Origin of the sequence: Sodalis sp. RH20, assembly GCF_047324205.1 — a bacterium.
Lineage (GTDB): Bacteria > Pseudomonadota > Gammaproteobacteria > Enterobacterales > Enterobacteriaceae > Acerihabitans.
The window spans coordinates 1,654,337-1,679,209 of sequence record NZ_CP178733.1; the positions used below are offsets into that span (position 1 = coordinate 1,654,337).

Here is a 24,873-nt window from a genome sequence, read left to right on the forward strand (position 1 = left end):
CCGCCGGCGTAGTGCGCCACGCGCCGAGCCACGCACGCGGTGCCGCTTCCGCCTTCAGGCCGTTATTGATCGACAATAAAACCATCCAGGTGCGGGCGCATGGAAATGGGTTTGCTTAACGGCGGACGGATACGCTGCGCGTCGGGCAGTAATTTCATTCCCAGGCCTGGCCCGTCGGGAATATCCACAAAACCGTCCAGCGGCAGGGGAACTTTATCCACGATATTGCTCCCCAAATGCTCGGGGCGGGATGCGAAAATGCCCGCTTCAAAGCCGGTGGCATATTCCTGAATGGCGAAATTAGGAATAGCGGCCGCCAATTGCAGACAGGCGGCCAGGCCGATGGGTGAGAGCGGATTATGGGGAACCACCTGGACATGATGCGCTTCGGCCATCGCCGCGACTTTTTTGCCGCCGGTAATTCCACCGCACAGGCACAAATCCACGCGGGCGAACTCCATCGCGTTGCGGCTCAACAGGGCCTGGAATTCATAGAGGGTGGAAAAGCGCTCCCCGGTGGCGATGGGAACATGGATTTTATCCGCCACCCGCGCCATGGCATCGGCATTTTCCGGCCGGATGGGGTCTTCCACAAACATAGGATGATATTCTTCTATGCCGCGGGTAAAGGTCACCGCTTCCGGCGGCGTCAGGCGCCGGTGCAACTCAATCAACAAATCGACCCGATCGCCGACCACTTCCCGCATACGCCTGACGTTATTGATGGCATCACGCATTTTGCGGATATGGGTTTTAAAATAAACCTTGTCATTACCTTCATCCAGGAAAGGATTGAGATGACCGAATGCCGTAAATCCCGCATCCATTTTAGCCTGGCATTCTTCCAGTATTTTCTCAATGGTCTGTTCATAAATATGGCCATATATCCGCGCTTTTTTGCGCACCGGTCCTCCCAATAATTGATAAATCGGCACATTCAGGGCCTGGCCTTTAATATCCCAAAGCGCGATATCTATCGCCGAAATGGCCGCATTGATGGCCAGTCCCTGGAAATAGCTGAACCGATGCATTACATTCCAGTGGTGTTCGATATCAAACGCTGATCTTCCCTCCAGATATTCAGCGAAACGCTGGATAGCGGCGCCCGAGGCCTCAATATGGCCCCAGGCACCGGCTTCGCCATAGCCAACCAATCCGCTGTCGGTTTCCACGCGGGCAAACATGAACTGACCAATATGCAATGGCTCAACTCGGGTTATTTTCATAGGCTCCTCACTGACTGTTTATATCGCGAAATTTTTTTACCGGTTTGGATGTGACGAATAGGCGCCGTGCTCGTGCGCCTGCTTGCCGCCTTCGGCCTCGACATCACGTAAATCACGACCACGGGTTTCCGGCCCGAGAAATACCGATACGGCCGTCAGGACCGACAGCACGATGACGTAGGCGCAAACCAGTTTGGGATCCCCGTCGCCCACGGCTAATAAACTGAGGGCGATGATGGGGGCTATCCCTCCGGAAATGGGCGAGGTGACTTCCCTCGCCAGCGAAAAACCGGTATAGCGCACCCGGGAAGGGAACATCTCCGCCAGCCATGGACTTTGCGCCGAAGTCATCATGGTCTTGGCAATGGAAGAGACCAGAAACAGGCCGGCGTAAATCCATACCAGCTCCCGGGTTTGCAGCAGATGGAAAAAAGGAATAATCGCCAGGCCGGAAAGAATCGCGCCCCCCATGTAAACGGGCTTACGCCCCACTTTATCGGAGACCCAGCCAAATAAGGGCACGGTAATGAATTGCAAGGCGGTGCTGAACATTAGCGCGGTGACAATTTCGTCCCTGGCGATATGTAATTGCTGGGTGACATACACAATGACAAATGATTCGTAGATATACGCCAGGGAATTATCGCCTAACCGGGCGCCCCAGGCGCAAAACAGCTGGCGTTTCGACGTTTTGAATACTTCACGCACCGGGTTTTTGATAACGGCGTTCTTGCGTTTTAATTCTTCAAAGATGGGCGACTCTTTTAACTTCATGCGTATAATAACGCCAAACGCAATGACCACGGTGCTTAATAAAAACGGTATGCGCCATCCCCATACCTCAAATGCTTCTTTAGATAAATGCGAAGAGAAGTTGAAGGTGGCCAGCGATAACAACAGGCCCAGGGCCACTCCCATATAAGGCATCGCGCCATAAAGACCGCGCCGTTCAGCCGGCGCATTTTCAACAACGATCAATACCGCGCCGGCATATTCAGCGCCTGAGCCAAGCCCCTGCAGGGCGCGAAGCAGGGTCAGCAGGATAGGCGCCGCTATACCCGCCTGGGCATAGGTCGGCAACAGCCCCATCAGGGTGGTTGAACTTCCCATTAAGAGTAAGGTGATCACCAGCACTTTTTTACGGCCGATGCGATCGCCGAGATAGCCAAACAGCACGCTGCCGAACGGGCGGACGAAAAAGCCGATGCTAAAGCTGGCAAAAGCCAGAATAGTACCGGTCAAATGGTCGAAAGACGGGAAAAATAAGGTATTGAATAACGTTGCCGCAGCGGTGGCATACAGATAATAATCATACCATTCAACCGTCGTGCCGATGATGGCGCTGAGAATGGTATTACGAATGACTTGCCGGGTTGCCGGCGTTTGCGCGATTGCTTGTTCCACGACGAGCCCCTTATAGGTAGGTGTGCAGGTTTGGCCAACGTTGGAATAAAAAACCACATACGAGTTATGCTTACCTTCGCATCCAGCGTGCGAGGCGGTGGTAATAACCCTAAAATAATCGGCGATATGTTGTTATATGATGCTTGGAAACGTTTCCGGAAACGTTTCCAGTGATTAAAAAGCGGTTGCCACAGACTGTCAAGTTTCTTTGGCGCGAGGATGTATATGAGTTCAAAAAATGAGACACCGGTCAATGAACGGGCCGGAATCCGTCAAGTTGCTGAACTGGCCGGCGTGGGGATCGCCTCCGTTTCCCGCGTGCTGTCAGGGCAACCGGGCGTCAGTAAAGAAATGACGGAACGGGTACTGGCTGCGGCGGAGAAGTTACGTTATACCCCCAATGTCCTGGCGCAAAGCCTGCGTCGCCGTTCAACTAAATCTATCGGTTTTGTCTGTTCGGATATCACCAATCCGTTGCTGGCCTCAATCGTCAGCGGCGCGGAAAGTGTCCTGACGGCCTCGGGGTTTTCCCTGCTGCTGACCAATTCCGGCGGGGTGCCGGCAATGGATGCGGAACATATTGACGTATTGCAACAACGCCAGGTGGACGGGCTGATTTTGCTGCCGTCGCTGGAAAATGATGAAGCGACCCTGAGCGTGCTGCGTAAAAGCACCATTCCCATGGTGGTGATTGACCGTACGTTGCCGGATGATGTCAACGCCAATACGGTATTATCCGATCATTTTACCGGCGTAGGCGCCGCCGCCAGGGCGCTATTGCAGTTGGGCCACCGGCGTATCGGCCTGATCGTCGGACGAGATGTGCGCCCGACCCGGGAGCGTATCCGTGCCGTGCGGGAGGCCTATCAGGCATGCCAGGCGGCGCCTGATTTTATGATAGAGGCAGGTATCCTGTCGGTCGCCCACGGCGAGCGGGCTATGGCGCGCTTACTGGCATTGTCACACCCGCCGACCGCGGTGATTTTGGGCGGTAACCAATTACTGGAGGGTGCGCTGAAAGCGGTGGGGCAGCGCAACCTGGTCCTCGGCCGCGATCTGTCGCTGGTGTGTTGTGACGATGTCGCCATCGGCCGCCTGTTTTCGCCGCCAATTGCCACCGTGATGCGCGATAACGGCTTATTGGGCAAACGTGCCGCGGAGCTGTTACTGGGACAGCTGCGGCATCCTCATGAAAAAGAACATATTCTCTTGCCAACCTGGTTTGAAAACCGCGCCAGCTGCGGCCCGGTACCGCCCACGTCGGGTCAGGCAGACGTATAAGGCATGCAATCTGCCACGGCCGACGCGTTGGCGGCTGTTGGCCAACGATATCCGGCGTTGTTTGACCGCGGTTAGTCTCATTGCGCGATTTCAATCATAATATGTCATAAACTACTGCCATGTGGCATGTATCAGCGTTAAGTCTCCGTTTGGATAATTTGATCTTGCTCACGGTTAATCAAATATGATTAAATATAATCATTATAACTCGTGACCACCGATAATAACCTAAGGAATGTCTATGCCGGCCGGGCAAAACAACGCGCAGATAGGGGTGATCGCCGACGATTTTACCGGGGCCAATGATGCGGGCGTGGGGCTGACCCGCCACGGCGCCCGGGTCAATGTGCTGTTCGGCGGCGCGGACGCGATCACCGACGGCGGTCGCGCCGACGCCTGGGTTATCAGTACCGACAGCCGCGCCCTGCCGGCCGGGGAGGCGGCGCGGAGGGTGGGCAGGGCGGTAGGGCAATTACGTGCCGTCGCGCCGGACGGCTGGCTGTATAAAAAGATCGATTCCACGCTGCGCGGCAACCTGGGCGCCGAAATCGAGGCGGCCCTCAACGGCGCGCAGGCGCCGCTGGCGATTATCGCCGCGGCCGCGCCCGCCATGGGCCGGTGCATCCGCAACGGCCACTGCGAAGTCAACGGCCGCAGGTTAACCGATACCGAATTTGCCAGCGATCCCAATACGCCGGTCGACACCTCCTCCATAGCCGGACGGATCAACGAGCAAAGCGCGCTGCCGCTGGCGGAGCTGGATGTAGCGGCGGTGCGCGACGCTTCCCTGGCAATGCGGATTACCGCCCTGGCGGAACAGGGTTGCCGGCTGGTGGTGCTCGACAGCCTGCTGGACGACGATTTACAACGTATCGTCGCGGCGCTGCGGCAGTTGCCGTTCAAGCCGCTGCTGGTGGGATCGGCGGGCTTGATTGACCCGTTGGCGCGCAGCCTGCCATTCGCGCCGGCGCCGCCCCTGCTGGCGGTTATCGGCTCCATGAGCGCCGCGGCCCGGCGGCAAATCGACCACGCGCGGGATAACGCGGCGGTCAGGCTGGTGGATATTGATGTGCTGCGTCTGTTCAGCGCAAACCCGGCGAGCTTGATCGATCAATGGGTCGGTGACGTGAGCGCGGCATTGCGCGCGGGCAGGCACTGCGTGGTTCGTACCTGCCAGGATGAAGATCAGCGACGGCATATCGAAGCGGTCTGTCGACAACACGGCATCAGCCGCCAGCGGTTGGGCGAGGATATCTGCCTGGCGCTCGGCCGCCTGACGCGCCGGGTGGTCGACGCCCAACCCATCGGCGGGCTGTATCTGACCGGCGGCGACGTTGCCGTCGCGGTCGCCTCCGCGCTGGATGCGACCGGCTTCCACATCCGGGGACAGATTGCCGCCTGCGTCCCTTACGGCCGCTTGCTGGGCGGCGTGGCGCAAAACATACCGGTAATGACCAAAGCGGGCGGTTTCGGCGGTGAAACCACGCTATCAGAAGTTATTCGCTTTATTGAGGAGATGTCGCGTGACTAAGACAATTGCGGTAACCATGGGAGATCCGGCGGGCATTGGTCCGGAAATTATCATTAAAGCGTTGGCTGAAGGTGAATTTTCCGGTGCGCCGGTGGTGGTGGTGGGCTGTGTTTCCACCCTGCGCCGTATCCTGTCGCTGCGGATCACACCGCCCGCCGAATTGAAAATCATTGCCCGTCCCGCCGACGCGCGGTTTGCGCCCGGGGTTATCAATGTCATCGATGAGCCGCTGCAACAGCCCGCGGCATTGGTTCCCGGCCAGGTGCAGCCGCAGGCGGGCGACCTGGCCTATCGCTGCGTAAAACACGCCACCGGACTGGCGCTGGCCGGCGAGGTCCACGCCATCGCCACCGCGCCGCTGAACAAGGAGGCGCTGCATGCCGCCGGCCATATTTACCCCGGCCATACCGAATTGCTGGCCAAGCTGACGCAGAGCCGGGATTACGCCATGGTGCTATACACCGACCGGCTGAAGGTGATTCATGTCACCACGCATATCGCGCTGCGTAAATTTCTCGACACGCTGAGCCGCGAGCGGGTGGAAACGGTCATTCAAATGGCGGATACCTTTCTCAGGCGGGTCGGTTTCCCCCACCCGCGCATCGCGGTAGCCGGCGTCAACCCGCACGCGGGTGAGCACGGCCTGTTCGGCGACGAGGAAATTACCGTCGTTAATCCCGCGGTGGCCGCCATGCGCGACAAAGGGCTGGACGTCACCGGCGCGTGCCCGCCCGATACCGTTTTTCTGCAAACCTATGAAGGCCATTATGATATGGTGGTGGCGATGTACCACGATCAGGGGCATATCCCGTTGAAATTACTAGGGTTTTATGACGGTGTCAACATTACCGCCGGCCTGCCGTTCATCCGCACCTCAGCCGATCACGGCACGGCGTTTGATATTGCCTGGACCGGCAAGGCCAAGGCCGACAGCATGGCGATAGCGATAAAACTGGCCATGCAGCTGGCCTGAGGGACGCCGCACCCTGTCGCGCCGCGCCGTCTCAAGCGGATGATGGTCTTTTTTCCTCGCCATCATCCGAATCCTGACATGAGGACGCCGCTTTCCTTTATTCCCCGCTGGATTCCAACTGCTGGATATGTTGCGCAATCAGGCGCGCCAGCTTTGGCGCATCCCGATCGCGGATCGCCGCCACCATGGCGAAATGTTCGCCGGACGATTTTTCTATCCGGGCATGGGAGCTCCATTGCCCCAGCGGGGCGGAGGGCACCCGGCTGCGCAGATCGAAAATCAGCTCCACCATATCCTGGTTCAGGCAGGGCGCCAGCAGCGCCCGGTGAAAAGCCATATTGGCCTCATACTGCTCAAGCAACGTGCCGTGCCAGGTGGCGTCGGCGAACGCCTGCGCGCAGTCCGTCAGGCGCGCGATGCCCTGTTCGCCGATATTCTCGACAATATCCGGCGCGGCGGCGCACTCCAGGATACAGCGGATAGCCGAAATATTCCGGCGCTGCTGCAAATTGGGCGCGTAGACGTGGTACCCCTTGTTGGGCACGTGCTGCACCAGCCGTTCAATCACCAGTTGGTCAAGGGCGCGGCGCACATCGGCGCGGGTGCAGCCATAGCGTTCTTCCAGCTCGGCCTGTTTCAGCCACATGCCGGCGGTGAATTCGCCGGTATTAATATCCTTGGCGATATCGTTGGCGACATTGGCGGATGCGCCGGGCTTTTTTTGCTTCATGTTTAGCGTCCTTCATTAACCTGGCGGTCGTCGATTCAAAGCATTATAAGGCGTTTTGCGCCGCCTGAAATACCGCCGCCATAATAAAACCCTATGGAGAAATGGGCGGGACGGCGCGCGGCTTCTTATCGTAAATCATCGTGTTACTGGGTTATTGCCGCAGAGGATACTTTTATATTACCGAGAAATGTGATGGGGGCGATAGTTTTTGCGCATATTTATCCAATTAAATTGGCGCCAATTTTGGTTTTATGTTTGAATGAAAATCACTCATCACCCTGTCATTTCAACAGGAAAAAAATGGCCCTCGACGAAACCCAACTGGCGGAAACCCGCGGACGCGCGCTTTATCAGCGCGGCCATACCACCATTTTCGCCAGCAGGCAGGACCCCCGTTTTGCCTATTGCATGTATGTTCCGCCCGATTTTGACGCCGATCCCGCCGGACATTGCCTGGCGGTGGTCATGCACGGCACCGGGCGCAGCATGACCGCCTACCGCGACGCTTTCGCCGAATTCGGCCGCTATAACCGCTGCGTGATCCTGGCGCCGCTGTTCCCGGTGGGACCGTTGCAAGACGGCAACTCCCATGGTTTTAAGTACATTATCGAGCAGGGCATCCGCTATGATCGGGTACTGCTGTCGATGGTGGATGAAGTCGCCGCATCCCTCGGCACGCCGTTCGACCGGTTTTTACTGTTCGGGTATTCCGGCGGCGGCCATTTTGTGCACCGCTTCCTGTATATCCATCCCGAACGCCTGCTGGGCGTCTCCATCGGCGCGCCGGGCTCCGTTACCCTGCTGGATGAACACCAGGACTGGTGGGTGGGCGTGCGCAATTTTGAACAGATGTTCGGCAAACCGCTGAATTATGCCGCCCTGCGGCAGGTGCCGGTGCAACTGGTGGTGGGCAAGGTCGATGTGGAAACCTGGGAAATTACCCACCGGCCGGGAGGCAAATATTATATGCCGGGCTGTAACGACGCCGGCGCGACCCGCATCGAGCGCAATACCGCGCTTTACCAGAGCCTGCTCGGGCACGGCGTCGATGCGCGCCAGGACATCGTGCCCAATGTCGGCCATGACGGCATGAAAGTGCTGGATACCGTAAAGGATTTTTTCCTGCGCGTGCTGCGCAGCCACCGTTGCGCGCCACCCCCCCGTTAAGGAGACACGATGTCGCAGATTACCCCCTTTCCGCTGGTTACCGTATCCGGCAGCGCCCATGAACGCGGGTTGCAATACGGCGAAATCGCCCGCGATCGCATCCGCCTGAGCGTCGGCCTTTACGGCGATCAGCTGCGCGAGCTGGGATTAAGCCAAGCTCAGCGCGAGGAACTCATTACCGCCTTCAGCGCCATCATCCGCGATTTCGATGCCGACTACCTGACGGAAATGACCGGCATCGCGACCGGGGCGGGCGTACCGCTGGAAGGCATCGTGATGATCAACGCCCGCACCGAGGTGATCGCCAAGGCCCGGCTGCTGAAAGAGCAGCGCGACGCCCATGACGATACTATCAAGGACGGCTGCAGCGGCGCGGTGATTTTGCCGCAGCGCAGCGCCAGCGGACGGCTGATCCACGGGCAGAATTGGGACTGGCGCGCCGAATGCGCCGACAGTTCCATCGTACTGAAAGTGCACCGCGACGACGGCCCAGATTACCTGACCTTTGTGGAGGCCGGCGGCCTGGCGCGCAGCGGCGTAAACCAGGCCGGCCTGGCCATCACCGCCAACTATCTGCGCTGCGAGCGCGACTACCGCCAGATAGGCGTGCCGATTTCCCTGATCCGCCGCAAGGTGCTGGAGCAGCAGCATATGGCGCTGGCGATGCGGGTGGTGGCGGTCACGCCGAAGTCCTGCTCCAACAATATGATGCTCAGCACCCGCGAGGGGTTCGCCATTGATTTTGAATGCGCGCCGGATGAGTCTTTTACCCTGTACCCCACCGACGGCATCCTGGTGCACGCCAACCATTGGGAAAGCGACGCGGCAAAAAGCAAAATCCGCGAAATGGGCATTGGCACGTCGCCCGATACCCTGTACCGCGCCTGGCGGGTGAATCAATTGCTGCGCGCTAAGCCCAAGCTCAGCGCAGACGATTTGAAAAATGCCTTTTTTGACGACTTCGGCGCGCCGTATTCGGTATGCCGGCCGCCGCGTCCCGGTTTTCAAAGCGATTTGTCGGCCACCGTGGCGATGATCGTTATGGACTCCACCGCGGGCACGATGGAGGTGGCGCCGCTGCCGGCGATTAACCGCGAATTTACCCGATATTCCCTGGCCCTGTCCTGACAGCCGCCGTCCGAACGAAACAACGACCCATTGAGGATACTATGAAGCAGATAATCGCGTGTATCGTTATGCTCCTGCCGGGAATGATGGCGGCCCGGGCCGGCGCGGCCGACAACAGCATCATCCGTTTTGCCTTAAACCAGGACATCCGCAGCAGCCAGCCGGGCGTGAACCGCGACGGCAATACCGACGACGTGCTGATGCACGTGGTGGAAGGGCTGGTGGGCTATCGGGAGGACGGCACCGTCGGGCCGATGCTGGCCGACACCTGGGAGGTGCAGGACGGCGGCAAAAAATATGTGTTCCATCTGCGCAAAAATATCAAATTCCACAACGGCGATACCCTGGGCGCGCAGGATGTGCTGTGGAGCTGGAAGCACTGGACCGATCCGAAAACCCAGTGGCGCTGCCTGCGGGAATTCGACGGCAGCAGCCAGATCAACGTCACGTCGGTAAGCGCGCCGGACGACAGTACGGTGGTGATGACGCTGGCGCAGCCGGTGGCGCTGTTTCTCGATACGCTGGCCCGCACCGACTGCGGCGCCGCGGCGGTCGTCAGTCCCAAATCCGTGGACGGGCAGGGCAACTGGATCAAGCCTATCGCCACCGGTCCTTTTACCTTCGATAACTGGAAGCACGGTGAATACGTTTCGCTGAAACGTTTTGACGGCTACAGCTCCCGCGCCGGCGCGCCGGATGGTTTTGTCGGCGGCAAGAAAGCGCTGGTGGACGAAGTGCGGTTTATGGCCGTGCCGGACGCCGCCACGGTGAAAGCGGGGCTGCGCTCCGGTGCGGTGGATGTTGCCCAGGTCAGCCCCATCGACGCGTCGGACCTGAAAACCGACCCCAATGTGGCCATCGCGGTGGCGCCCAACGCCCAGCGCCATGCGCTGCTTATCCAAACGGCGGATCCGCTGCTGAAAAACCTCAAGCTGCGCCAGGCGATCGCCGCGGCGCTGGATACCGAACAAATCGCCATGGGCACCAGCGAGGGGCTGGCCACGCCGAGCAATTCCAATATTTCCGTGGCCTCCGGTTACTATAAAGAAGTGGAAAAGCAGGGCTATAAATATGATCCCGCCCGTACCAAACAGCTGCTAGAGGAAGCCGGATATAAAGGCGAGACGATTGAAATCATCGCCAATAAACGCTCCACCGTGCCCAGCTTCGATATGGCGGTTATCGTGCAGGCGATGCTGCAGGCCGCCGGCATCAACGCCAAAATCACCACCATGGAATGGGCCACCCAGCTTGAACGCTACCAGGCCGGCCGCTACCAGATGATGACCTTTACCTTCTCGGCGCGCTTTGAACCGGCGCTGGCGTTTGAGCAAATCAACGGCGATAAAGCCAAGCAGCCGCGCAAGGTTTGGGACGATCCCCAGGCCAACAAACTGGTGGACAGCCTGGCCTATGTCAGCGACAGCAAACAGCGGCAGGATATCGTCGACCAGCTGCACCGCATGATGATCGAACAGGTGCCGCTGATTATTTTCTATCCGGGGCTGGATATTATCGCGCACCGCAAGGTTATCGTAGGCTATAAACCCTGGCTGGCCGCCGCCGCCCGCCTGTGGAACGTATCCGTTAAGTCATAGTGGCAAGGAGTCGTCATGCTGAGTTTTATCTTCAGGCGGGTGGCGTCGGCGATCCCGACGCTGCTGCTGGTGACGGTGATCGTCTTCCTGCTGACCAGGCTGGTGCCCGGCGATCCGGCGCTGCTGATGCTTGGCGATCTGGCGACCGAGAGCAGCCTGGCGGATTTGCGCCATAACATGGGCCTGGATCAGTCGCTGTTGACGCAGTTTTTTATCTGGTTCGGCCAGGTGCTGCACGGCGACTTCGGTCACTCCATCCAGAGCGGACAGGCGATACTGCCGCTGATCCTCGAACGGTTTTCCGTCACCATGAGCGTGGTGCTGGCGGCGGTGGTCGTGGCCGCGCTGGTCGCCGTGCCTTTCGGCATGCTGGCGGCATGGAAACAGAACACCCGTCTTGATGTCGGCCTGGTGATGTTCTCGACGTTTCTGCTGTCGATACCGAGTTTTTGGATGGGGCTGCTGATCCTGATGTTTTTCGGCCTGAAGCTCGGCTGGCTGCCGGTGGTGGGGTATGTCTCGATTCGGGACAACGCCTGGCAGGGCGTGCTCTATCTGCTGATGCCGGTGCTGACGCTGGTGCTGGTGGAAGTGGGCGCGCTGGTGCGCATGATGCGCGCCAGCACCCTGGAGGTGCTGCGCCTGGATTATGTCACCCACGCCCGCGCCAAGGGGCTGCGCGAGCGTACCGTACTGTCGCGCCATGTGTTTCCCAATGCCTTCGGGCCGACCTGGACGCTGATAGGCCTTACGCTCGGCAACCTGCTGAGCGGCGTGGCGGTAACCGAAACGGTGTTTAGCCTGCCGGGCCTCGGCAGGCTGCTGGTGGACGGCATCTATGCCCGTGATTATCCGGTTATCCAGGGGTGCATGCTGTTTATCGCCGGTATCTATGTCCTGACCAATCTGGTGATAGATGCCCTTTATCCGCTGTTTGATCCCAGGGTGGCCGCATCATGAAACGCTCAATATTTTTGGCGCCCAACGCCCTGCTGGGCGGGCTAATGATCGGGATTATCGTCTGCGCCAGCCTGGTGGGGTTCTTCTGGACGCCGTTCGACCCCAGCCGGATCAATATTCTGGCCCGGCTGCAAAGTCCCGGCGCCGCGCACTGGTTCGGCACCGACGAATACGGACGCGACGTATTGAGCCGCATTATGCTCGGCGCCAGCGCCAGCATCAGCATTTCGGTGCTGACGGTGGCCTTCGCGCTGCTGACGGGGATTGTGCTGGGCTTGCTGAGCGGCTATCTGCGCGGCGTGACCGACCGGGTCATCATGATGGTGACCGATACGCTGCTGGCGTTTCCGGGCATCCTGCTGGCACTCGGCCTGCTGAGCATCCTGGGCAGTAACCGCTACGGCATTATTCTCGCCCTGGGCCTGGCCTATACCCCCTCGGTGGTGCGGGTGGTGCGCGGAACGGTGCTGGGGCTGCGCGAGACGGATTTTGTCCACGCCTCCCGGGTGATGGGACATCGCGAAGGATTTATCCTGCTGCATCATATCCTGCCCAACTGCATCGCGCCGCTGACGGTGCTGGCCACGTCCATGCTGGGCTGGGTGCTGATTTCGGAAAGCGCCCTGTCATTCCTCGGGCTCGGGGTACCGCCGCCGGAACCCACCTGGGGCAATATGCTGGCGGCAAGCCGTACCTATCTTTCCCAGGCGCCCTACCTGGCCCTGCTGCCGGGGTGCTGTATTTCCCTTGCGCTGCTGGGCGTCAACCTGCTGGGGGACGCGCTGCGCGATTATCTTGACCCGAGGATGCAATAATGAATAACACCGCGCAGCCTCTGCTGGACGTCGGTAACCTGACCATTAGCGTGCAGGATCGCACGGTGGTGAACGGCATTTCCTTTTGTCTGCAGCCGCGCGAAGTGCTGGCGGTGGTCGGCGAATCGGGCAGCGGCAAAACCCTGGCGATGCGAGCGCTGATGGGGCTGCTGCCGTCCAATGTCGCGCGCCGGGCCGATCGGCTGCGGTTCGCCGGCCAGGATTTGCTGGCGCTGGATAACGAGCAGCTGCGCCAGGTGCGCGGCGCCGGTATCGGCATGGTGTTCCAGGAACCCATGACCTCGCTAAATCCGGCCATGACCATCGGCCGCCAGCTGGATGAAGGGCTGGCGCTGCACACCACGCTGACGCCGCAGGAGCGCAAACAGAAAATCGTCGCCATGCTGCGCCGCGTCGGGCTGGACGGCGGCGAAACGCTGCTGGCCAGCTTTCCGCACCAATTTTCCGGCGGGATGCGCCAGCGGGTGATGATTGCCGCGGTGATGCTGCTGGAACCGAAACTGATTATCGCCGATGAACCCACCACGGCGCTGGATGTGCTGGTGCAGCATGAAGTGATGAGCCTGATGCTGTCCCTGACCGCCGAGCAGGGCAGCGCGGTGATCCTGATAAGCCACGATCTGTCGATGGTGGCCAACTACGCCTCGCGCATCATGGTGATGGAGCAGGGCGCGCTGGTGGAGCAGGGCGAAAGCCGGCTGCTGCTGGCCGAACCCCGGCATCCCTATACCCGCCGGCTGCTGGACGCGATGCCCGTCAGAAAAGCGCCCGCCGATCGCCGCTCGCTACTGTCGGCATCGGCGGTACTGACGCTGAGCGACGTGAGTATCGATTATCCGGGGCAGAAAACATGGTTGCAACCGGCGCGCGTCACCCGGGCGGTGAACAGCGTCAGTTTTAACGTGCGCCGGGGCGAAACGGTGGCGCTGGTCGGCGCCAGCGGCTCGGGAAAAACCACCATCGGCAAGGCGATTGCCGGTATGTTGCCGGTGAGCGCCGGCTCGCTGTTGTTCGAGGGCCGGGATGTCAACGACCGGGACCCGGCGTTAAAACGCCGGTGGCGCCTGGCCTGCCAGATCATCCAGCAGGATCCCTATTCCTCCCTCAATCCGCGCATGAAAATCGGCCAGATCCTGGAAGAACCGCTGCGGGTCTTCAATGATACCGGGCGTGCGCACCGCCTGGCGCGCGTCAAAGAGGTATTGAACGAAGTCGGCCTGGCGGAATTTTTCATCGACCGCTATCCGCACCAGCTTTCCGGCGGCCAGCGCCAGCGCGTGGCCATCGCCCGCGCCGTGATCCGCAAACCGGCCTTTATCGTCGCCGACGAGCCGACCTCGGCGCTGGATATGACCGTGCAAAAGCAGATTTTGACGCTGCTGCGCCGCCTGCAGGACAGCTACGGTTTCGCCTGCCTGTTTATCACCCACGACCTGGGCGCGGTGGAGCAGGTCGCCGATCGCATCATGGTCATGGAAAAAGGCCGGCTGGTGGAAAACGGCTGGAGCGACGATGTGCTGGATCGGCCGCAGCACGACTATACCCGGCGGCTGCTTTCCTGCCTGCCGCAGCTTAAGCTGCTGGAGAATGGCGGCTATCAGCTGGAGGCGCCGGTCCAGGCGCCGTAGCCGGGGGACTTCCCATCCGCCTGTGGCCGTAGTAAGTTATTTTCTCACCTATTTTGACATCAGATGAAGGGTAATAATGTCCACACTGCAAGGCTCTGATCGTATTTTAACCACCCATGTCGGCAGTCTCCCACGGCCCGTGAAATTGCTGGATCTGATGAAGGCGAATATTGACGGCGCGGATAATCAGGCGGAGCTGGACCGCTGCATTAAAGACGCGGTGATCGAGTCGGTTCAGCAACAGGTCGATGACGGCATTGATATCGTTACCGACGGTGAACAATCCAAAGTCGGTTTCTTTGCCTATGTCCGCGATCGCATGAGCGGCTTCTCTGCGCGCCCCGGGCAACGCTATACGGCTTTTGACGCGGAGATCGAGGCGTTTCCCGATTATTATCAGCACTATTTCGGCGAAGCGATGCTCGGCGGCAACCTGGTGCCATTCGTCCCGGTGGCCTGCACCGGACCTATCGCCTATCACGGCACGGCGCAATTGCAGCGCGACCTGGCCAACCTGGCGGCCGCATTGGGTAAAGTGAGCGCCCATTCGGCGTTTGTCCCGTCGGTGGCGCCGACCGGCGTGGGCAGCAATGCGTTTTATGCCAGCGAAGGCGAGTATCTCTCGGCGGTGGCCGAGGCGCTGCGCGTCGAGTATAAAGCGGTGATTGACGCGGGATTCAGCCTGCAAATCGACGATCCGTTCCTGCCCGATCTGTTTGCCGATCGCGCCCTGGACAATGCGGCGATTCACCGCAAGGCGGGCGAGTACGTCGAGATCCTGAATCATGCGCTGCGGGGCCTGCCGCAGGAAAGAATTCGCTATCATACCTGCTACAGCATTAACGAAGGTCCGCGCATTCACGATGTGCCCTTCGTGGAGTTTGTGCGCTATATGCTCAATATCAACGCATCGGATTATTCCTTCGAGGCGGGCAATGTACGCCACGAACATGAATACCACCTCTGGGAAGAGATTACGCTGCCGGCGGGCAAGCGGTTGATCCCGGGCGTGATATGCCATGCCAGCAACACCGTGGAACATCCGGAACTGATTGCCGAACGCCTGGTCCGCTTTGCCGAACGGGTAGGTCGCGACAATGTTATTGCCGGCGCCGACTGCGGTTTCTCTTCGCAGGCCACCTATCGCACGGAAGTGCATCCCACGGTGGTGCGGGAAAAATTCCGCGCCCTGCGCGCGGGCGCCGACCTCGCCAGTAAAAAACTGTGGAAAAAATAAGCGGACGCCAGCCGTCCAGCGGCCGGCAACCTGCCCACTGAGCGTGACGGGGGCCGCCCGGCGGCCTGATAGCCGCTGTGTTGCGTCGCGTAAGGGAAAACGCCGCGCCGCCGATGCGGCGTTGCGGGCTTACGGATTGCCTGGCGCGGCGGGGAGGGCATCGTCCAAAAACCTCACCGCGTTACGCAGCGCCTGGTCGGCTTCGGGGAGAACCCCGGAGAACAAATGCCAGACATGGAACATGCCGGGCCAGACCTCAAGTGATGTCCGTACCCGGCTTTCCCCGAGATGGGCCGCAAGGCGGAGGGCCCCGCTCAGCATGACCTCATTTTCGCCAATTTGGATCAGGGTGGGCGCAATCCCCCGGACATCGGCGAAGATCGGCGAGGCATCAGGGTGAGTCGGCAATTCTCCGGCCAGGAATATACGGGCCAGTTGGTTAAGAAACGCCGTGCTGCACAGCGGATCGATACCGTCCCTGACGGTTGCCGAATTTCCGCTGTGCGTGAGATCCGCCCAGGGTGAAAGGGCGACGGCGGCGGCGGGTAGGGGCACGCCGGCGTCCCTGGCTTTTCTCATAATGGTCACCACCATCGCTCCGCCGGCCGAATCACCGGATATCGCCAGGGAACGCGGGTCGACGCCGTTATCAAGCAGCGCGCGATAGGCGGTAAAAGTATCTTCAATCGGCACCGGGAACGGGTGCTCCGGGGCTTGCCGGTAATCGGGCACATAGACGCTGGCGCGCAGCAGCGCGGCATATTTTCCGGCCAGGCCGCGGTAGGCGTTTATCCCGCCATGGACATAGCCGCCCCCGTGTATATAGAACAGCACGCGGTCCTCCAGCACATTTTCCGGCGTGACCCGCAGCGCGGCGACGCCGCCCAAATCAACGGGGGTAAACGACACCCCGCCAGGCGCCGGGAATAACCTTTCCAGTCCAGCCGTATAGGCCGCGCGCGCCTCGGGCCATCCGGCCTCGCTCTGGCCATTCATTTTCTGGACCACAGGCAGTGCCGCTTGTATCCAGCCATCCAGCGTTTTTCTGGCATTTACAGGTAACATTGCATATCCTTCTGGGTGAATAAGTTTCTACACAATCACTCTATCGCAACCATTCGGGAAAAGGATTCTACAGTGAGTGTCCGTCACGTCGCGGCCGGCCAGCATGGCGGCGGGGGAATTGAACTCAACACCATGCGTGCCTTTGTGGCCATCGCCGAGTCAGGCAGCTTTGTCGCCGGCGGCAAAATCATGGGATTGACCCGCTCCGCGGCCGGAAAGTCGCTGGCACGGCTGGAAGCCTACCTGGGTACGCGCTTGCTGCACCGCACCACCCGCAGGGTGTCGCTGACAACCGATGGGCAAAATTTTTACGAGCGCTGCGTGCAGATACTGTCCGATCTGGACGAGGCCGAGCACAGCGTCAGGCAGGGCCGCCTGCAACCCAGGGGTACGCTGCGCCTCACCGTGACCGCGGCCTTCGGAAGGATAGTTATCCTGCCGTTGCTGAATCAATTCCTGAAAACATGGCCGGAGCTGGAAGTCGAGGTCAGCTTTACGGACAGGGTCGTCGACCTGGTGGAAGAGGGGTTCGATCTCGGTATCCGCATGGGCGATATGCCCGTCGACTCGCTGATGGTCGCCCGGCTGATTGCGAAATACCGTCCCTGTCTTTATGCCGCGCCGGCCTATCTGCAAGGCTATGGCACGCCAGAAAACATAGCGGACCTCAGCGGCCATCAGCGGCTTATCTACGGCCTGCATTCCGCATCGGGCGCCTGGCCTCTGGCCGGGCCCGATGGGACGCCGGTCCTTATCGACGGCCGCCGCCGCCTGCGTTTTGACAGCGGCGAGGCCATCAAGGACGCCGCGGTCGAAGGCATGGGCATTGCCTACCTGCCGTCCTTTCTGGCTGAGGATGACGCGAGGAAAAACCGGCTGGTAAAATTATTCCCGCAATACCAGGGCAGCGAGATACCCATCCATGCCATTTATCCCGACAGGAGACATCTGGCGGCGAAGGTACGCCTGTTCATCGATATGCTGGTGCAGCATTTTCATAAGGAAGGGCAACCGGGCTAAAAGGCTCCGGCCGGGCAGCCGTCATGGATATAGCCGGCCGCCCCTGCGTGATCGATCTCTTGACAGCCAGGCTACCAACTAGTAGGGTGATTGCACGCGATGGCGTTCTGGCTTTCCTGTGTCGGGCCCCGCCCGCATTATTGCGGGGGCCGCAATGCCGGTAAAGCAGCATTCGCCGCACCCCCTTTGTTTGGTCGATGGACTTTTATCATGAACGCAGAGCTTTCTCCCAAGGCCGCGGAAATCGCCGCCCATGCGCGGTTACTGCTGGCCGCCGGCGGCTATAACAGCTTCAGCTATGCTGATATTTCCGCCCGGGTACACATCAGCAAGGCCAGCATCCATCATCATTTCCCCAGCAAGGAAGAACTGGTCAGAACCGTGGTCGCCCTGTATCGGGAAGAGGCGCGGGCAGGCATGGCGGCCCTTGATAGCCAGCTCGCCGACCCGCTGGCGGAGCTTAACGCCTATGCCGATTACTGGATCACCTGCATTCGCGATGGTACGTCTTCTTTTTGCATTTGCGCGATGCTGGCCGCCGAACTGCTGACGATCCCGGTCCGGGTGGCGGATGAAGTCTGCGGGCATTTTCAGGATCAGTCTGACTGGCTCGCGTCGCTGCTCCAGAACGGCGCGGCCCAGGGGCAATTCCACCTGCGCGCCAGTGCGGCCGTCGAGGCCGGCGCTTTCATGGCCACGGTCCACGGCGCGATGCTGGCCGCCCGGGCCTATGGCAATCCGCAAACTTTTCAGTCCATTATCCAGCCTACGATCCATCATTTGACCGCGTCAGCCTGATCCGCTCCAGCGGAATGGGGTGCCGGGGTTTTTTTGCGCTGCAGTAAGCCTACCAACTAGTAGGTTGATTACGCTGTCGCGGGTGCATACCCGCCAACCGGGGTTTGTTATCACGTCGCAGGCTTTCCAGGCGCCGCCTGCGACGGTTTTTCCTTTTAATGCGCCATATCAATCTATCGCGGTGCCCGCATCGCTCAGGAGATTCAACATGACTGTTCCAAGAATAACCCGCTTCCTGGCCCTCGGCCTGACCGGCGCGCTCCTTATGTCCAGCGCTCTGACGCCGGCTGCCGCCGCCGATAACAGCGTCAGGGTACGGGGTACCGTCGCCGCCCTGACGGGTGACCGGCTCCAGGTGACGTCGCGCGAGGGCCAAGCCGTCATGGTCACCCTGAAACCCGGCTGGAGGGTCTCGGCGGTAGCCAAGGCCGGTATCGCCGACATTAAGCCGGGCGACTACGTCGGCATCGCGTCGCTCCCCACATCGGCGGGAGGCGACGGGGCGCTGGAAGTGCTGATCTTCCCGCCCCAGCTGAAAGGCGCGGCGGAAGGCAGTTTCGGCTGGGACCTGAAACCCAACAGCACGATGACCAATGCCACCGTGGCCGATGCGGTCAAGTCGGTGGGCAGCAGCGACGTTACGGTCAGCTATCACGGCCGGGAAAAAAAGATTTCCATTGCGCAAGGCACGCCGGTCGTCACGCTGGCGCCGGCCACACCTGAGGATGTGAAGCCCGGCTCGGTGGTTTTCGTCAGCGCAGAGAAGGGCGCGGACGGCGAGCTTTCCGCCGGTAATCTTATCGTCGGCAAAAACGGCGTTGTTCCCCCGATGTAATCAATCACCCCCGCCGGCTGGCGGTGTCGGCCAGCCGGTCAAGGAGCCTGTCATGAACAAACCTGATACATCAAGCGCGCCGACCCCATCAGCCCCGCCTGGGCGCCGCCGGCTCGTTAAGCGGCACTCATTGCCTGTACGCATTACGCATTGGGTGAACGTCCTCTGCCTGTCGATTCTGTTACTGAGCGGATTGCAGATTTTTAATGCCCATCCCCGGCTCTACTGGGGGCAATACGGCGCCGACGCGGATCGGGCGTTTATCGCCATTGGCGCCAGGCAACTGGGCGATACATCGCGCGGCTATATCCAAATCGGCCCGCTGGGCATCGAAACCACCGGCTTTCTCGGCGTTTCCAGCGAAGACGGCGCCGCGGCCGCACGCGCATTCCCGACCTGGCTTACCCTACCGTCCTATCACGATCTGGGCGCCGGACGGCATTGGCATTTTTTCTTCGCCTGGCTGCTGGTCATTAATGGCCTGGTCTACCTGGCGCATGGGCTATGGCGCGGCCACCTACGGCGGGACCTGTTGCCTACCAGGGCTCAGCTGTCATTACGCCATTTGTGGCGGGAAGTGATCGACCACGCGCGCCTGCGCTTCGCCAGGGGGGAAGCGGCGCGGCGCTACAACGCATTGCAAAAGCTGGCCTATCTGACGGTCGTCGGCGGCGCGATCCCGCTTATGGTGTTGACCGGACTGGCGATGTCGCCGGGACTCAACGCCGTGTTTCCATTCCTGCCGGATCTGTTCGGCGGACGTCCTTCGGCGCGCACGCTGCACTTCCTCACCGCGTCTTTCCTGGTGCTGTTCGTCATCGTGCATGTGGCGATGGTGGTCGCCTCGGGCCTTTGGAACAATCTGCGCTCGATGATTAGCGGCCGATACGCCATTGACGAAACAGGAGACAAGCCATGAAACCTCAGTTTTCACGCCGGCGTCTCCTGGCCGGCCTGCTCGCCGGGGCGGGGGGGACATTGCTCACCGGGTGCGATGGCCTGACGCAGAACGCGCAAGTGACCGCGTGGCTGGATAAGGTGGAAAAGCTGACCATGGGCAGCCAACGCATGCTGCTCGGGCGTCAATCGCTGGCACGGGAATACACTGAGGCCGACCTGTCGCCGGTCTTTCGCGCCAATGGAACGCAGATGCCGGACTCGGAGGACTATGCCCGCTTGCTGGAGCGCGGCTTTGCCGACTGGCGTCTGCAGGTGGACGGGCTGGTGCGGCAACCGCTGAGCCTGTCGCTGTCCGACCTGAAACTGTTTCCGGCCCGTACCCAGATCACCCGGCACGATTGCGTCGAGGGATGGAGCGCCATCGGCAAATGGCAAGGCGTTCCGCTGGGGCGGGTGCTGGATGCGGCGGGAGTGAAACCGGGCGCCCGCTACGTGGTGTTCCATTGCGCGGACGAGCTGGAGAGGACGCTGGATGGTAGCGGCCGCTATTATGAAAGTATCGATTTGCTCGATGCCTACCACCCCCAGACTCTCCTGGCCTATGGCATGAACGGCGGGGATCTGCCCGTGGCCCATGGCGCGCCGCTGCGTCTGCGGGTTGAAAGACAGCTCGGCTATAAGCATGCGAAGTATCTGATGCGCATCGAAGTCGTTACCGCGTTTGATGCTCTGGGCAGCGGAAAAGGCGGCTACTGGGAAGATCGCGGCTATGAGTGGTATGCGGGCATATAATGTCGTGCAATAGGGATTTTGACACTATCCCGTTATGCGGCCATAAAAAACGCCCTGGCGTTCAACGGGATGCCAGGGCCTGGAATCCCGCTACCTCTGGCTGAAAAAATCCATGATGAAAATGTAATGATGCATGCCTGAAATAAGCGCTCTCACGTTAAATTTGGCCGTGTTTATCTTTGATAAATAAGCTATATAAATTCGTGATTTTTTTGGCGGATGTTTATTTTTAAATTTTTACTTTTTTGTCATTAGAGCTTGATGTGCATCACGCCAAAAGACCGTAAATTTCTTGAATTTTTTATTTTAGCTGGGATTTTTTGATGTATTTAGGTTAAGTGAAGCTTCAGGAAGATATCTCACTATAAAATTGCAGTTACGGCATTTTATGTTATTTTTTTCATATTGCAATTCATCATTAAACGCACAATTGCACCATTTTTCTGGTTTTAAGGGAAATGTAAATAAATTTAATTCATATAAGTCATAAGCTTACTTTTTATATCCTTTTTCTTAATTTAGTCTTAAGAAAATTAAGTTTTTTGCCGATAAGCTTTTTAGCATGAAAATATTATCATTTTGGAATACTTGAATATTATTCTAAAAAGCATATCCATATGTTAACAAGGGATTTTATATGTTTACCGGCAAATTAATGTTTCGTAGTTTCTCCATAGGCAAGAAGCTTTTTACTGGGTTCATAATGTTGATTGTCATTATCATTGGTATGTCATGTTACAGTATTTACTCTTTAGATGTGATTCAACGTAATGCGGTCAGGACAAACCACACCAACAAGATTGGCGATTTGCTTGAGTTGGCCCGAAGGAATCGCCTGTTGTATATGCAAACGGGGGATGAGCAGATGATCAAAGCCAATGGCGAAGCGTTAAGCAGTATGCAAGTCTTAATCGAAAAAGAAGACGTCTCTCATTGGCAGGGCAATGCAAAAAATAAATACGAAATATTAACTGAAAAAATAAAGCATTATAAGCAGCTGCGTGATGTATTTTTCGCTAATATTGTTCACAGTAACGCACTTGCCAAAGAAATAACGCAGGATAATGGAGAGCGTGTTTTGAATGACCTGCAGAGAAAAATGCAGGATCCCTCCGTTGAACCTGGTATACGGGCAACGCTCCTTGACATTTCGCTGTCGCTCGACAACCTGCGTGATGCCGCGAATACACTGATAACCCAACATACTGATGACGCATTTGCGGTTTTTAAGACGTCGTACAATGATGCCGAAACCCTTTATTCCGCCAGCATTACTAAGCTTCCCGACTCAGAAAAAGCGGTAGTCATTCCCGTGTTGGCGTATTTCCAAAAAATTAAGGCCAGTACCTACGCTTACTTCCCAGCAGCCGTGGAAAGCCAAAAATCCTCTGACAGCATGAGCAACGTTGCAGACGAACTTAACAGTGCGACAAGCGATCTTATTGAAGCACAGGATTATGATAATGAAAGAGTCATTACGGACGCCATCGTCCTCATCTCCGCGCTCGCGGTAGCCGCGGTCTTCGTCGGATTATTGGCGGCCTGGTTCATTACCCGCCATATCACACGGCCCATCATCGCAAACCTGGCGATGGCGGAATGCATCGCCCGCGGGGATCTGACCTCGGAGATCGCATCCCACTCCAATGATGAACTTGGCCAGCTTACGCGCGCCATGGGCGCAATGAACACCAAACTGAGCGAAATCATTACGGGCATACGGGAAAGCGTCGGCCACCTCGCCAGCGCGTCTTCGCAAATCGCGGCCGGTAATACGGATCTGGCCTCGAGGACTGAACAGCAGTCGGCGGCCGTCGTGGAAACAGCGTCCAGTATGGAAGAGCTGACCTCGACCGTCAGGCTGAATGCGGATAATGCCCTGCAGGCAAATAAACTGGCCGCCAGCGCCACCCTCGACGCGCGCAAAGGCGGTGAAATCGTCGACAATGTGGTGCTGACCATGAACGGCATTGCCGACAGTTCAAAGAAAATCACCGACATTATCGGTGTCATCAACAGTATCGCTTTCCAAACCAACATCCTGGCCTTGAATGCCGCGGTCGAAGCGGCGCGGGCAGGCGAGCAGGGACGGGGATTCGCCGTCGTGGCCGGCGAGGTAAGAACGCTGGCGCAACGAAGCGCTACCGCCGCCAAAGAAATTGAATCCCTGATTAACGAGTCGGTGCTGCGCATTAGCTCAGGTACGGAATTGGTCAATCATGCGGGATCCAGCATGGGGGATATCGTGCAGTCGGTGACGCATGTCAGCCAAATCATCGATGAAATCGCCACGTCGTCAACCGAACAAAGCCACGGCATTGATCAGATCAGTAAAGCCATGGTGGAGATGGATTCCACCACGCAGCAAAACGCGGCGCTGGTTCAGGAATCCTCGGCCGCCGCCATTTCCCTGGAACAGCAGGCAAGAAATCTCAATGATATGGTCGCTATCTTTAAGGTCAGAGTGGGTCGCGCGCAGGAAAGCGCCGCTGGTGAATCCTTGGGGATGGCGAAAAGAAAAAGCCCGTCCAAGCCTGGCACAATGAATAAAGCGCTTAATGAAGAATGGACTTCATTTTAAACGTTAATCTTCTATTCATATCCTCCAGCAGGGTGGCTTTCGAAGGCGTCATCCTGCTCATACGGACTTTACCGGCTTATAAAGGGTAGACCACCGGCTATAATCGTATCCTGGCGGCGTTTATTTTTGCCGCGGCGTATTTCCGAATCCCCTTATACGTATGCTTCCTGCCAGGGAGAGTATGGCCGGGCTTTTGTGCTCATCCGGCGCTGTATTTCACCTGACTGAAGCGGTATTCACCATGGCACCTTGCGCATTCTTTGCGGCGTGGATCCAAGGCAGCGTAAAAAGGCCTTTCGCATTAATGCAGTATCACTAAAACCCGCCTCCAGCGCGATGGCCGCCAGCGTCTGGTTGCTGTTTTCCACCCGGCTGCGGGCAAACTCCACCCGCAAGCGCTCCACGGCCCGCGCGGGGGAAAGACCGGTATTGGCGACAAATTCCCGGGAAAACTGGCGCGGTGAGAGATGCGCCTCTTCCGCCATCATGGTAACGGAGAGGTCACCCCGCAGATTGCGGTTGATAAACGCCAGCACCCGCTGGATCCGTGGCGAAGGCGGGGTAATATCCCGCATGCGCATAAACTGCAACTGGCCATGGGTACGACGGCGGGGGATCAGCAACTCCCGGGCAATAAGATGCGCCAGCGGCTCGCCGTGTTCCGCCGCGACCAGCGCGAGCGCCATATCCATTCCGGCAGTGGCTCCGGCCGACGTCCAGATATCATCATCCTGCACCACGATACTGTCGGCCAGCAGCCGGGCGTCAGGGACCAGACGCTGCAGTTCCGCCACCCGGCGCCAGTGGGTGGTCACCTTTCTTCCTGCCAACCTGCCCGCCGCCGCCAGCACAAAAGCGCCGGTGCAGACGGAGACATAGCGGTGGGCAATATCCTCCCGCAGCAACGCCAATAGCGCGGGATCGCAGCTTGCCCGGCCGACGCCGCTGCCCCCCACCACCACCAGGGTATCGAATCGTTTGCCTCCGCCAGCGCTGGCGTGTACCGCCAGGCCATTGGAACTGGCGAACATCCCGGCCCGCACGGCGCACACATCCAGCTGGAATTGTTCCTTTGGCGGCAGGTGGAGATTAGCGGTCTCGAACACGCTGAGCGGCCCGCTGAGGTCAAGCAGATTGAAACCGGGAAAAATCAGAAAACCAATGCGACGCGTCATGTCCTAAA

21 protein-coding genes are annotated in these 24,873 nt (G+C 58.9%); 16 read left to right on the forward strand and 5 right to left on the reverse strand.

The features are described from left to right. Positions 1-62: 62 nt before the first annotated feature. On the reverse strand, positions 63-1,226 hold the full coding sequence (locus ACL2XM_RS07735) for a mandelate racemase/muconate lactonizing enzyme family protein (RefSeq protein ID WP_410014752.1): 1,164 nt from the start codon (positions 1,224-1,226) through the stop codon (positions 63-65). A 36-nt stretch (positions 1,227-1,262) separates the two neighbouring features. Beyond that, a complete protein-coding gene (locus ACL2XM_RS07740; RefSeq protein WP_410014753.1) occupies positions 1,263-2,630 on the reverse strand; it encodes an MFS transporter in 1,368 nt (455 codons plus the stop codon). Between the two features lie 225 nt (positions 2,631-2,855). On the opposite strand from ACL2XM_RS07740, the gene ACL2XM_RS07745 reads away from it, so the two are divergent. The 3 genes from ACL2XM_RS07745 to ACL2XM_RS07755 all read left to right on the forward strand — a co-directional run bounded on the left by ACL2XM_RS07745 (position 2,856) and on the right by ACL2XM_RS07755 (position 6,415). Continuing rightward, positions 2,856-3,911 (forward strand): LacI family DNA-binding transcriptional regulator, encoded by a 1,056-nt coding sequence (locus ACL2XM_RS07745; RefSeq protein WP_413732683.1) that lies wholly within the window; start codon positions 2,856-2,858, stop codon positions 3,909-3,911. Between the two features lie 241 nt (positions 3,912-4,152). Further along, a complete protein-coding gene (dtnK, locus tag ACL2XM_RS07750; protein ID WP_413722999.1) occupies positions 4,153-5,442 on the forward strand; it encodes a D-threonate kinase in 1,290 nt (429 codons plus the stop codon). Further along, a complete protein-coding gene (locus ACL2XM_RS07755; RefSeq protein WP_413722998.1) occupies positions 5,435-6,415 on the forward strand; it encodes a D-threonate 4-phosphate dehydrogenase in 981 nt (326 codons plus the stop codon). The genes dtnK and ACL2XM_RS07755 overlap by 8 nt, the downstream gene beginning before the upstream one ends. A gap of 97 nt (positions 6,416-6,512) precedes the next feature. Here ACL2XM_RS07755 and ACL2XM_RS07760 read toward each other — a convergent pair whose 3' ends face one another. Next, positions 6,513-7,145 (reverse strand): GntR family transcriptional regulator, encoded by a 633-nt coding sequence (locus tag ACL2XM_RS07760; protein WP_410014757.1) that lies wholly within the window; start codon positions 7,143-7,145, stop codon positions 6,513-6,515. A gap of 300 nt (positions 7,146-7,445) precedes the next feature. Here ACL2XM_RS07760 and ACL2XM_RS07765 point away from each other — a divergent pair, with 300 nt between their 5' ends. The 7 genes from ACL2XM_RS07765 (at position 7,446) to ACL2XM_RS07795 (ending at position 15,699) form a co-directional block, all read left to right on the forward strand. Then, positions 7,446-8,312 carry an alpha/beta hydrolase gene (locus tag ACL2XM_RS07765; protein WP_410014758.1) on the forward strand — a complete coding sequence of 289 codons (867 nt, stop codon included), beginning with the start codon at positions 7,446-7,448 and terminating at the stop codon, positions 8,310-8,312. Positions 8,313-8,321: 9 nt separating this feature from the next. Beyond that, positions 8,322-9,440, forward strand: coding sequence for a C45 family autoproteolytic acyltransferase/hydolase (locus ACL2XM_RS07770; protein ID WP_410014759.1), 1,119 nt, complete (start codon positions 8,322-8,324; stop codon positions 9,438-9,440). 41 nt (positions 9,441-9,481) lie between these two features. Beyond that, positions 9,482-11,038, forward strand: coding sequence for an ABC transporter substrate-binding protein (locus tag ACL2XM_RS07775; RefSeq protein ID WP_413722997.1), 1,557 nt, complete (start codon positions 9,482-9,484; stop codon positions 11,036-11,038). A gap of 15 nt (positions 11,039-11,053) precedes the next feature. Beyond that, complete coding sequence (locus ACL2XM_RS07780; protein ID WP_410014761.1) at positions 11,054-11,998, forward strand: ABC transporter permease; 945 nt, start codon at positions 11,054-11,056, stop codon at positions 11,996-11,998. Then, positions 11,995-12,813, forward strand: a complete 819-nt coding sequence (locus tag ACL2XM_RS07785) for an ABC transporter permease (RefSeq protein ID WP_410014762.1) — start codon at positions 11,995-11,997, stop codon at positions 12,811-12,813. The genes ACL2XM_RS07780 and ACL2XM_RS07785 overlap by 4 nt, the downstream gene beginning before the upstream one ends. After that, entirely contained in the window at positions 12,813-14,462 is a 1,650-nt protein-coding gene (locus ACL2XM_RS07790) for a dipeptide ABC transporter ATP-binding protein (protein WP_413730331.1), read from the forward strand. Before ACL2XM_RS07785 ends, ACL2XM_RS07790 begins: the two co-directional genes overlap by 1 nt. A 76-nt stretch (positions 14,463-14,538) precedes the next feature. After that, positions 14,539-15,699 carry a cobalamin-independent methionine synthase II family protein gene (locus ACL2XM_RS07795; RefSeq protein ID WP_413722995.1) on the forward strand — a complete coding sequence of 387 codons (1,161 nt, stop codon included), beginning with the start codon at positions 14,539-14,541 and terminating at the stop codon, positions 15,697-15,699. A gap of 129 nt (positions 15,700-15,828) precedes the next feature. On the opposite strand, the gene ACL2XM_RS07800 is transcribed toward ACL2XM_RS07795, so the two are convergent. After that, on the reverse strand, positions 15,829-16,764 hold the full coding sequence (locus ACL2XM_RS07800; RefSeq protein WP_413722994.1) for an alpha/beta hydrolase: 936 nt from the start codon (positions 16,762-16,764) through the stop codon (positions 15,829-15,831). A 72-nt stretch (positions 16,765-16,836) separates the two neighbouring features. Between ACL2XM_RS07800 and ACL2XM_RS07805 the strand changes: the two genes are divergently transcribed. From ACL2XM_RS07805 to ACL2XM_RS07830, 6 genes are all read left to right on the forward strand, one after another. After that, the gene (locus tag ACL2XM_RS07805; protein WP_410014766.1) at positions 16,837-17,784 is read left to right on the forward strand and encodes a LysR family transcriptional regulator; all 948 of its coding nucleotides are present in this window, start codon (positions 16,837-16,839) and stop codon (positions 17,782-17,784) included. 210 nt (positions 17,785-17,994) lie between these two features. After that, a complete protein-coding gene (locus tag ACL2XM_RS07810) occupies positions 17,995-18,582 on the forward strand; it encodes a TetR/AcrR family transcriptional regulator (protein WP_413722993.1) in 588 nt (195 codons plus the stop codon). Positions 18,583-18,790: 208 nt separating this feature from the next. Continuing rightward, positions 18,791-19,417 carry a hypothetical protein gene (locus ACL2XM_RS07815; RefSeq protein WP_410014768.1) on the forward strand — a complete coding sequence of 209 codons (627 nt, stop codon included), beginning with the start codon at positions 18,791-18,793 and terminating at the stop codon, positions 19,415-19,417. 52 nt (positions 19,418-19,469) lie between these two features. Further along, positions 19,470-20,336, forward strand: coding sequence for a cytochrome b/b6 domain-containing protein (locus tag ACL2XM_RS07820; protein ID WP_410014769.1), 867 nt, complete (start codon positions 19,470-19,472; stop codon positions 20,334-20,336). Continuing rightward, a complete protein-coding gene (locus ACL2XM_RS07825) occupies positions 20,333-21,109 on the forward strand; it encodes a molybdopterin-dependent oxidoreductase (RefSeq protein WP_413722992.1) in 777 nt (258 codons plus the stop codon). Before ACL2XM_RS07820 ends, ACL2XM_RS07825 begins: the two co-directional genes overlap by 4 nt. 637 nt (positions 21,110-21,746) lie before the next feature. Next, on the forward strand, positions 21,747-23,690 hold the full coding sequence (locus ACL2XM_RS07830; RefSeq protein WP_413722991.1) for a methyl-accepting chemotaxis protein: 1,944 nt from the start codon (positions 21,747-21,749) through the stop codon (positions 23,688-23,690). A 236-nt stretch (positions 23,691-23,926) separates the two neighbouring features. On the opposite strand, the gene ACL2XM_RS07835 is transcribed toward ACL2XM_RS07830, so the two are convergent. Continuing rightward, positions 23,927-24,865 carry a GlxA family transcriptional regulator gene (locus ACL2XM_RS07835; protein ID WP_410014773.1) on the reverse strand — a complete coding sequence of 313 codons (939 nt, stop codon included), beginning with the start codon at positions 24,863-24,865 and terminating at the stop codon, positions 23,927-23,929. Between the last annotated feature and the right edge of the window lie 8 nt (positions 24,866-24,873).

Coding starts and splice junctions, on each gene's coding strand:
- ACL2XM_RS07735 (WP_410014752.1), bottom strand. CDS start 1,226: ATGAAAATAACCCGAGTTGAGCCATTGCATATTGGTCAGTTCATGTTT.
- ACL2XM_RS07745 (WP_413732683.1), top strand. CDS start 2,856: ATGAGTTCAAAAAATGAGACACCGGTCAATGAACGGGCCGGAATCCGT.
- dtnK (WP_413722999.1), top strand. CDS start 4,153: ATGCCGGCCGGGCAAAACAACGCGCAGATAGGGGTGATCGCCGACGAT.
- ACL2XM_RS07760 (WP_410014757.1), bottom strand. CDS start 7,145: ATGAAGCAAAAAAAGCCCGGCGCATCCGCCAATGTCGCCAACGATATC.
- ACL2XM_RS07765 (WP_410014758.1), top strand. CDS start 7,446: ATGGCCCTCGACGAAACCCAACTGGCGGAAACCCGCGGACGCGCGCTT.
- ACL2XM_RS07770 (WP_410014759.1), top strand. CDS start 8,322: ATGTCGCAGATTACCCCCTTTCCGCTGGTTACCGTATCCGGCAGCGCC.
- ACL2XM_RS07775 (WP_413722997.1), top strand. CDS start 9,482: ATGAAGCAGATAATCGCGTGTATCGTTATGCTCCTGCCGGGAATGATG.
- ACL2XM_RS07780 (WP_410014761.1), top strand. CDS start 11,054: ATGCTGAGTTTTATCTTCAGGCGGGTGGCGTCGGCGATCCCGACGCTG.
- ACL2XM_RS07785 (WP_410014762.1), top strand. CDS start 11,995: ATGAAACGCTCAATATTTTTGGCGCCCAACGCCCTGCTGGGCGGGCTA.
- ACL2XM_RS07790 (WP_413730331.1), top strand. CDS start 12,813: ATGAATAACACCGCGCAGCCTCTGCTGGACGTCGGTAACCTGACCATT.
- ACL2XM_RS07795 (WP_413722995.1), top strand. CDS start 14,539: ATGTCCACACTGCAAGGCTCTGATCGTATTTTAACCACCCATGTCGGC.
- ACL2XM_RS07800 (WP_413722994.1), bottom strand. CDS start 16,764: ATGTTACCTGTAAATGCCAGAAAAACGCTGGATGGCTGGATACAAGCG.
- ACL2XM_RS07810 (WP_413722993.1), top strand. CDS start 17,995: ATGAACGCAGAGCTTTCTCCCAAGGCCGCGGAAATCGCCGCCCATGCG.
- ACL2XM_RS07815 (WP_410014768.1), top strand. CDS start 18,791: ATGACTGTTCCAAGAATAACCCGCTTCCTGGCCCTCGGCCTGACCGGC.
- ACL2XM_RS07820 (WP_410014769.1), top strand. CDS start 19,470: ATGAACAAACCTGATACATCAAGCGCGCCGACCCCATCAGCCCCGCCT.
- ACL2XM_RS07825 (WP_413722992.1), top strand. CDS start 20,333: ATGAAACCTCAGTTTTCACGCCGGCGTCTCCTGGCCGGCCTGCTCGCC.
- ACL2XM_RS07830 (WP_413722991.1), top strand. CDS start 21,747: ATGTTTACCGGCAAATTAATGTTTCGTAGTTTCTCCATAGGCAAGAAG.
- ACL2XM_RS07835 (WP_410014773.1), bottom strand. CDS start 24,865: ATGACGCGTCGCATTGGTTTTCTGATTTTTCCCGGTTTCAATCTGCTT.